An 8,384-nucleotide genomic window follows, 5' to 3' on the forward strand; every position below is an offset into this window, starting at 1 on the left:
ATCATCGCCGGGTATCCGACTTGCTCGCTTGGACCGAATAGGAGCCTTGCGGGCTCAATGCTCAGGTCAGTTACAATGTCGAAGTCGATTGCAGTGAGCGGCACCAGCACCTGGTGAAATCCAGCATCCTTCGGCTCAAACAAGCTTGTGACTGTGCCATCGTGCCGCCGAATAACGGCCCGCGGCGCAACCATCGACCAGTCCATCTCTTCGCTAAGCGTGAGCAGGTACTGGCTGTAGATCTGCTCAACCTCCATGATCAGCGCACTACTGGTGGTGTTTGGGATGTCATCGGCTAGCGTGATGTGGTCAATGTCGTCAAACACCAGAGCGTCCATCTCAGTGTCGACGCTGTAGCCCCAGCGCGAGAACTGGTACTTGCGCAACTGCCTCATGCCAATGCGCCAGGCCCTGGTGCGGTCAGATACTCCGTCCAGTTGTATTTTGTCCACCTTGAGCCCAAGGCTTCCAGGGAGCCGGCACTTCACCGTCTCCTTGCGGTTGGTGTACTGGTCGATATATTCAACGTCCACCCCATCGAAGTCGTCAGGGCTTGGCGCGGTGAAGCTTGACGTAAGCTCACTGGTCATTTCGTGCGGCGTGATGACTCCGCGTGGAGGCTGTATACCTTCTCGCTTCACGCTTAACAGCCCATTGCCGCTGGACAGGTGGGACATGCCCGCAGTGAAGATTCCCTGCAGGACCTCACGAACCGCCGTAGGCTTCTCGTGAGACATATCGTAAAGCTCGCTCCGCGGCGTCCAGTAGTCCTGATCCACAGCGTTCAGCGCATCCATGTCGATCAGCGAATCATCAATGCCAAGGCTTTGGCAAACGTGCAGCGCGGCACCTTTAATGGATCGAGCCGGCGCATTGTCGTAGATGCGAGTAGGCACACAGTTGATCTGGCGCTCAGATTGGGCGCTCAGACGATCACCGCCGCGGATATCCATGGCGATGACCGTTATGCCTTCGTAGGACCCTGGATCTGGGAGCAAGGTACGCAGGCCATACCACTGAATAGCATCACGCACCTGCCCACCCTCGACCGGCTGAATTCGCCTCATCTGGAACTCAGGCCGTAGCGGGTAAGGGAAAACAATCTTGTGCGTGAATCCGATTTGGTCGGGCGTAGCTTCAGTGTAAGCGTGCGTGATCGTTGTCCATGCCCCACCAAGCGCCGAATCCCTCCAGCGCACCTCAATGGATTTGGTGGAGGTCTTGATGTTGCCTGATTTGCTGTAGTAGCAAAGCCCCTGACTGAAGAACACATCATATTCAGCTTCGGTGGCCAGTTCGTACTCAGGACAGCCCATGAATGAGCCGAGCCAGTTAATTGCACCGCCGCTGCCAGACATGGAGAAGTCGAGCAGTGTTCTGGCCGTGAATCCCGCCCAGGCATTGTCGACCACGCCTGTATCCGTGATCCTCTTGACCGTAGCAGTAAGCCCTGAAACCGAGACGATTTGAAACCTGTAGCCTCGGTAAGCGATTGATAGTCGTTGCTGGCCTGCGGCGATACCCGAGAACGGGGTGCCGTTGTCAAAGCTAAGCGTGATGCTCGCAAGCTGCTCAGGGGTGCCACCAGCGGAAGCCGTACCCACGATGTAGGTAGGTCCTGATCCGAAGATTTGCACCGGGGCGCTAGTCTGAGATATGGCGCCGCCTTTGTATGGGCTCAGCGGCTCAATCAGCCTAAGCCGACCAGAGCTATCTTGCGCGACAAGCCCAGTGCCAGAAAGCTGAGACGTGATCGTCGATACCAGGCCGCTCATGTTCACGTAGTCGGTATTCAGGGAAATGGTCTTGGTGACCCCCTGGAAGGTTACAGACCACACCACCGCACCCGATGTGAAATCGTAGGTCGTCGGTGAGGCGCTACCAGTAACCATCGACGGAGTCCCGCCAATCCCTGGGACAGGAGCCACGTAAGGCAGTACGCTGGCCACCGTCAGGTCGATTTCCGAATCACTACCAAGCGTTACCTTCATGCCAACAAACGGCGCCAGATCGGCCAGGGCGCCGGCGATCCTGCTGTACGAGCCAGCCGTCGTCACGGTGAAGGTATCAGGCGTTACCAGTCGCACAACGGTGCCAGCCTCCCATGCATCAGGGAAAGTCGGACTGTTGCCCAGCAAAGAAACCGTGCTTCCGCTGATAAGCATAGAGTCAGCCAAGGCGGCAGCATCTGCGGGCGCGCTGCTGGATAGATCAAGGCCGGCGGTTCCGGCGTTAGTACCACCTACCTCGGTCGCTGGATACCAGTTTCTAGCGCGTGAATCTCCCACAAGCGATGCTCCAGGCCCATAAACTGTGTAGTTAAGGTCAGATCCGAAAGCAGCAAATGGCGTGTCGCCCACCTTCCATGAGCTCGGCGGAATCGCAAGATTCCCCCGGCTTATGGACATTGTGAGGGTCGTGACCATCGTCCGCTTATTTACGAATCGGGTTACAGGCGGAACAAGCAGGTCTGGGTAGACCTTGGCCATGCCCAGTATTTCGCGGATGGGGGAGTTCAGCTTTGCATGGTTGCCTGTGGCTGTCGCTGCATCCAGATCGTCGCCTTGCTGTTGCTTGGCGGCCTTCGCCTTCGGCATGGTGAGGATAAGCACAATCGAAATAGCGGCCAAAGCCACCGCCGCCCAGGCCGCAGCCGCAGCGCCCACCGCGCGCGCCTCTGGAAAGATCTTCACATCCGTGTCGCGATCAATGACTGTCACTGACCACTTGTCCGCAGGAACCGCAACGCCCTCCACTTCGATACAGATCGGGTGAACTGCGTTGATATCGAAACCTTTGGCGTTCGCTGAAAGCCAACCCCCGAGGGTGGCCGGCTCTTTAACCTGGTGCGACTCCAGCGGCACGCAGTCGCCTTGTTTTACACCAATGCGAGATGGGTAAATTTCAATCACTTGTAATACTCCACCCGCACGAAGCGGCGCTTGAGCCTGTGCAGAGGCAGGCAGATAGTGCGTTGCTTTTCGGTGATTTCCATTGCCTCAAGGGAGGCGCCACAGCGGACCACTACACCGACGTGACGCATCTCGCTACCCTGGTAGAGCGCAATCAATGCGCCCTCTTCCGGCTCGCAAGGCGTAAGCGTCGGAAACCACCTCCCTGCCACCTCGACCATCGAGCCGTCGCCGGCGCGGATGTCTGCCCACTCCGGCCACTGCGGCAGGCCAAGGTCGCGGCGAACCTCAAGAACCAACCCATAGCAATCAACAAACGGCCACACTCTCCCGCCCTCGAGGTACCGGCCCGCGAGGTATTTTTCGTGATCGATCATTATTGGTACCGCATGCCTGGGGCGAAATCGCCGGTGTAATAGTTGCGGAGCCAGAGGGTTTCGAGCAGGTTGAAGTAGCCGGCGACGATCTGAGCTTCGGTTGCTGTGACCGAGCCGCTCTTGACCTTGTAACGCAGGATCTTCGACGGATAGGCCAGGTCGGTGCTGATGTACTCCCTGTACACCAGGTTGATCTCACGGCGCTCCCTAAGAGCCGTGCGCAGGAAGCCGGAGACACTGCCATCGATGTTGCACAGCGCAAACTTCAGGTCCTGCTTTCCGTCGCTGCCGCGCTTTGGCAGAGCAATCGATATGCCGCATGCGAGAAACGTTGCCAGGCCGCCCGTCTCTAGCCCGACCATCAAATTCTCAAAACCATCTGTGAGAAAGTGGTGGGCCACGCCGTCCGTGATTTCAAGCGTTCCATGGAGGATCTCCGTGCCGCCGCTTGAATAAAGCCGGTTTAGTACAAAGCTCGTCATGATGGCCAATCCTTGTTCACAGCCAGGTCGATCAAGTTCATGTTCAGCAGATATTCAGGCGCGTAAATGGCCCAGCCGCCGGTGAGAATTGGTCGCTCCCACAACTGCAGCGTCGCGGTGAACATGAAGCGATCGACGCCAAAAAGTATTGGCCCTTCGTAGATGTCCTTGAAGTGGGCCTTGTAGGGCAGAAGCCCCTGAGGCGTTCTGAGCTCAACCTCAAACCACTGCGAGCCAGAGATCAGGACTTCTTCGAACCATGCCTCAAAGGCCTGAGCCTCCTGATCGCTCATGTTCCAAGTGACCTTAGCGTCTGTCGGAACCGAGGAATATTTCCTCCGGTACCGCGTTCGCCCAGTCTGCATGGCAGTCGATTTGAGGGGGCTGACAGGGCTGAAGCCGTAGCCGTCTCGCAACGGATACGGCAGCCCAGCTGGATATTGGATCATCGTGCAGCCCTTCCCATGCCGAGCATCTGCTGAATGGCTTTAGCGCCCTTTCCGTTGTCATTGATGTTTGCAACGAACTGATCAATGACCCAGCGCCCATCAACTTCGCGCGACTGGCTTTGGCCGGCCTTGCTGGCGTCTTCGATCACGTTTACGACTGGTGCCGCACCTACCTGCGAGCGGCTTGCATCGGGGCCAGTGCCTTTGGCGCCCGGGCGGATTGGCGCGACGTTGCCTTTGCGCAGCGCCTCAACCGTGGCGACACCGCCAGCCTTGCGGATATCCGCCTGACTCCATACAACCTCGCCCTTGTGCGCGGGGCCGGCATATTCATTTACTCCACCTGCGCCGGTATATCCGCCGCCAGAGAAACCAATGCCAGCGATGTTTGCCACGTTGGCGGCCGTGGCCACCCCCACAGCAGCTGCTGCTGCGAAGTTGAACGGCGGCGGGAATGCGGCCAGAGCCTTCTGCACGGCCAGATAGCCGTCCATGGTGGCCTGGATGATTGCCGCCGCCTTGCCGATCGCGGCGAGCTTCTTGTTTCCGGACTGGCTGAGGCTGGCCATGTTGCCGAAGAAATCGGAAGCGCCCACCAGCAATGCCTGGTTCTTGGCTTCTTCGATCTTCTGGCGGTTTTGAGTGGCCTGCTGGTCGATGTTCGCCACGCGCGCGGCGTAGGTCTCTTCGTTGATTGCCTTCAGGTCCAAGTAGGCTGCCTGACGTTCAAGCTCGGTAGCGCGCCACGCTTCCAGCTTTTCGGCGGCGGCATCGAGTCGATCAATCTCACTCCCAGCGCCGCCAACAGCCGGATCCAGGCCTGTTGCATTAGGGGCCTGAGTCACTCCCTCAATGGTCCCGGGCTTCTGCGCGGCATTCAGGTTTATGTCTCGGATCTTGATCATCGTCTCAAGCCGCTTGGCGGCCTCGACATTGCCCTGGCGCTCGTACTCGGCCATCTGCGCCGCATCATCCAAGGATGACTTCAGGCTGTTGGCTTCGCGGAGTTGCCCGGTGAGCGTAAGCAGCTGCACCTGATCCTTCTGCGCCTGCTGGATGCCTTTGCTGATCTCCGCTTCACGCTCAAGCGCAACGTTCTTCTTGAGCTGGGCGGTGATCAGGTCCTGGCTGGCCAGGAGCGACTTTTGATCGGCGGTGAGCGTCTTCTTGCCTTTGATGTCGGCGAGTTGCTGCTCCCACTTGATCAATGCCTGCGCTTGGGCGCCGACCTTCTCGGTGGCGATGCCCTGGGCGTTAAGCGAAGCGTTCTGCTGGAGCAGGACGGCCTGAGTCTGGCGCGCCGCGTCCAACGCCTTCATGCCAGCGTCTTCGGTGTAGGCCTTGGCTTTAGGGGTTTTCGGCTGAGCCTTGTCGTATTTGGCCTGGATGTCGGCGACTACTTTGTCGATATCGGCCTGCGACTTCCCTGCTTCAACACCAAGGCGCCTGGCGTCGGTGATGTCCTTTACAAGCTTGGCCTGGTCGGATAGCTCTTTCTTGGCCAGGGCGCTCCACTTGACATCCGCTTCGATTCTCGCTTGGTTTTCGCGAGTGGTCTTTCCGTCGAGCTCGGCAGTAGATTTGGCGACCTCTGCGTTTTGTTTAAGGAGCGCCAAGCGCTTCTCAAGAGCCGCTGTGGAATCATCGTTATTACCATCATCAAGTCCAAGCGCGCCGTTCAGCTTGCTCAGTCCGGTCGATACAGCGCCCGCCAGCCCGCCATCCTTGCGGGTCTTAAGAATCCGCTCGATGATTTCTATCTGCTTTGCAGAGTCGGGAAATAGCTCGCCGCGAACTTGGCTGTAGGCGTTGCTGATAGCTGTGCCAACGTCGTTCCAGTCGCGCTCGATATCGGATAGGGAATCCCGGTACCGCTTAAATCGAGCCTGAGCGTTTTGGTTTAGCGTTTCGCTCAGGAGGTCCAGGGCTTCCTGCTTCTTGCCCTGATCGTCAAGACCCTTGATCACCTCGTACTGAGCGCTAGTGAGCAGGCCGTATTGAGCACTGATCTTCTCGGCGGCCTTTGTCGCGTTGTTGCCCATGTCGCCGAGCGACTTAGCAACCTCACCAGCACTCTTTCCGGTGAACTCGCCGATTGCCGTGGCTGCTTCGGCCAGGTTACGGAACTGGACCTGGCTCAGTCCTGAACTGGCTGCAAGCGCGATAACAGCCGACTTTGCCTCGCCCAGGCGCCCAGTGATATCGGATGCACTTTTCGCGATAGCAGACAGTGTGCCGGCTGTCTGACCAGAGCTTGCCGACCCAGAGAACAGCGCCTTGTTGAATGCGCTCGCCTCTTTCTCAGCGTCGTAATAAACGGCCGCAAGTGTGCCAAGAGTGGCTGCGAGCACGGTGAAAGGGTTGATCAGGCCGACGATGTAACCACCAAGAGCCTTGGCCGCCGGACCTACGCCGCCGAACATGTCCTTGAGCTGGCCGCCTTGTTGCAGGAATACCGTCAGCGGCGCCTGGCCACCCTGAAGGGACACGGCGATGTCAGTGAATTGAGCTGGCACACCACGTAGTGCGGCGGCGGTCTGCTTTGCTGTGTTACCGGTGCGAGTCAGCGAGTCATTGAAGCGTGTCAACTCGTTGCGCGTTGTGGTTATTTTCTTTTGGTACTCGGTATAGGTCTCAAGGTCGAGCTTTCCAGCCTTGCGATGCTTGGCAAGTTCCTGTTCTTGGCGATCCAGTTCGGCAAGCTTCTTCGACAGCGGGTCAATGCGACCAAGCAGCCTTTCGATCTCATCACTCTCGCCTGAAATCGATTTCGCGGCTTTCTGTGCGCTATTGCCAGCGCCATCAATGCCGGCGCCAGCCTTGTCCATGGCGGGCTTTACGCGAAGCCCGGCAGACTCAAGAGCCTCAAGCGCCTTTCTGGTATCGGCCGCCTTCTGCTCAGCGTCGCGGCTGTCGATCTCAAGGACCAGACGTGAAGTTTGAGTCATGTTGCCTCCGGGCAAAATTGCCGCAGGGCGGCGGATCAGTCGTCTTCTTCGCTCAGGCAAATCACGTCCAGCGCGAACATCACCTCATCCACCTCCCGGCGATCCAGGGGGGATGGGTGAGCTTCGAGCCAGTCAGATATCTCGCGGGCAGACAGCGGCAGCGGGAAGGCTCCCACCATGGTTGTGATAAAGCGGCGGCCCCGGCAGACGCCGAAGAACGTGGCGAGCAGGTGCTTGGTGATGGGGTCGGTCGGCGGCTCTTCGGGTATTTCCATGCGCAGACGCTCATAGATAGCCCGGCGCTTGTCGGCCTGGCCGCCCCACTCCCTTTCCCACTCGAACCGGGTTACTGCTTTTCCACGGTTTCAGCCAGCTCTGTACCGGCTTCGATTGTGGACTTGCTGCCTTCCTTCAGCACGAACAGGAAGAAATCGATATTGGCTTCGAGCAGCTCCGTGCACGCGCCGGCGGTGATCTTGAGCGGGTTGCCCTGATCGTCCTGCACACCGTCCCAGTCCTTCACGATGAACTGTGCCAGGAGCGCGCAATGGCTCTGGTGCTCAGTCTTCTCGCCAGCAACCACGCCAATCTCGCCCTGAGCAAAGCTCGCGTCATTACGCTGGATGCGCCGGCGCACTCGCTCAAGCGCAATCAGGTAGTCGGGGTTATCGATGCCGCCAAGCTGAATCTTGGTGTCTTTGTCGAACTTGGCCCAACGCAGGTCGGTAACTGGGGCCTTCTTGCTCAGTTTGAGAGCCATGTTTAATCCTCAACGCCGCGCCATAAAAAAGGCCGCCCAGGCAGGCGTTATAGCCTGGGCAGCCAAAAGGTTGATCGTGTTACGCGGAGACCGTGATGGTCGATGTGCTGGTCTTGGTGCCGTCGGCAACGCTGGTGGCGGTGATGATGGAGGTGCCAGCGGCAACGCCGGTGACCAAGCCCGAACTGTTGACGGTGGCAACCGATGGTGTTGCGCTGGTCCAGGTCACAGCCTGACTCGCGCCAGCCGGTGCGACGGTCGCTGTCAGTTGGCGAGTTGCCGCGACAGCAATCGAGGCGGTGCCCGGCGCAACAGTCACGCCAGTAACAGCGGTAGGCGGTCTCAAGGAGCAAGTGCAACACCTGAGGTAAGGTGTTGCGATGAAAAAGACCTACAGCCACTTGAATACCGAAGAGCGAGTGACACTGATGCTCATGCGCCGGCAAGGTGACAGCC

General features: G+C 58.6%; 8 protein-coding genes. All 8 read right to left on the bottom strand.

Features of this window, described 5'->3' with window-relative positions:
• A partial coding sequence (locus GIW04_RS24495) for a host specificity factor TipJ family phage tail protein (protein ID WP_236479278.1) occupies positions 1-2,912 on the bottom strand: 2,912 nt, incomplete at its 3' end.
• Positions 2,909-3,289, bottom strand: a complete 381-nt coding sequence (locus tag GIW04_RS24500) for a nitrite transporter (protein WP_120249059.1) — start codon at positions 3,287-3,289, stop codon at positions 2,909-2,911. The genes GIW04_RS24500 and GIW04_RS24495, both read right to left, overlap by 4 nt.
• Positions 3,289-3,771 (bottom strand): DUF1833 family protein, encoded by a 483-nt coding sequence (locus GIW04_RS24505; RefSeq protein ID WP_120249058.1) that lies wholly within the window; start codon positions 3,769-3,771, stop codon positions 3,289-3,291. Before GIW04_RS24505 ends, GIW04_RS24500 begins: the two co-directional genes overlap by 1 nt.
• Positions 3,768-4,064 carry a hypothetical protein gene (locus GIW04_RS24510; protein ID WP_329607639.1) on the bottom strand — a complete coding sequence of 99 codons (297 nt, stop codon included), beginning with the start codon at positions 4,062-4,064 and terminating at the stop codon, positions 3,768-3,770. Before GIW04_RS24510 ends, GIW04_RS24505 begins: the two co-directional genes overlap by 4 nt.
• 152 nt (positions 4,065-4,216) lie before the next feature.
• Entirely contained in the window at positions 4,217-7,168 is a 2,952-nt protein-coding gene (locus tag GIW04_RS24515; RefSeq protein ID WP_120249056.1) for a phage tail length tape measure family protein, read from the bottom strand.
• Between the two features lie 35 nt (positions 7,169-7,203).
• Positions 7,204-7,443 carry a hypothetical protein gene (locus GIW04_RS24520; protein ID WP_120249055.1) on the bottom strand — a complete coding sequence of 80 codons (240 nt, stop codon included), beginning with the start codon at positions 7,441-7,443 and terminating at the stop codon, positions 7,204-7,206.
• A 71-nt stretch (positions 7,444-7,514) separates the two neighbouring features.
• Entirely contained in the window at positions 7,515-7,928 is a 414-nt protein-coding gene (locus tag GIW04_RS24525; protein ID WP_120249054.1) for a hypothetical protein, read from the bottom strand.
• Between the two features lie 79 nt (positions 7,929-8,007).
• A complete protein-coding gene (locus tag GIW04_RS24530; protein ID WP_236270404.1) occupies positions 8,008-8,274 on the bottom strand; it encodes an Ig-like domain-containing protein in 267 nt (88 codons plus the stop codon).
• Positions 8,275-8,384: the final 110 nt, after the last annotated feature.

It is taken from the genome of Pseudomonas sp. PA-4-8C, assembly GCF_021606625.1.
Classification (GTDB): Bacteria; Pseudomonadota; Gammaproteobacteria; order Pseudomonadales; family Pseudomonadaceae; genus Aquipseudomonas; species Aquipseudomonas lactis.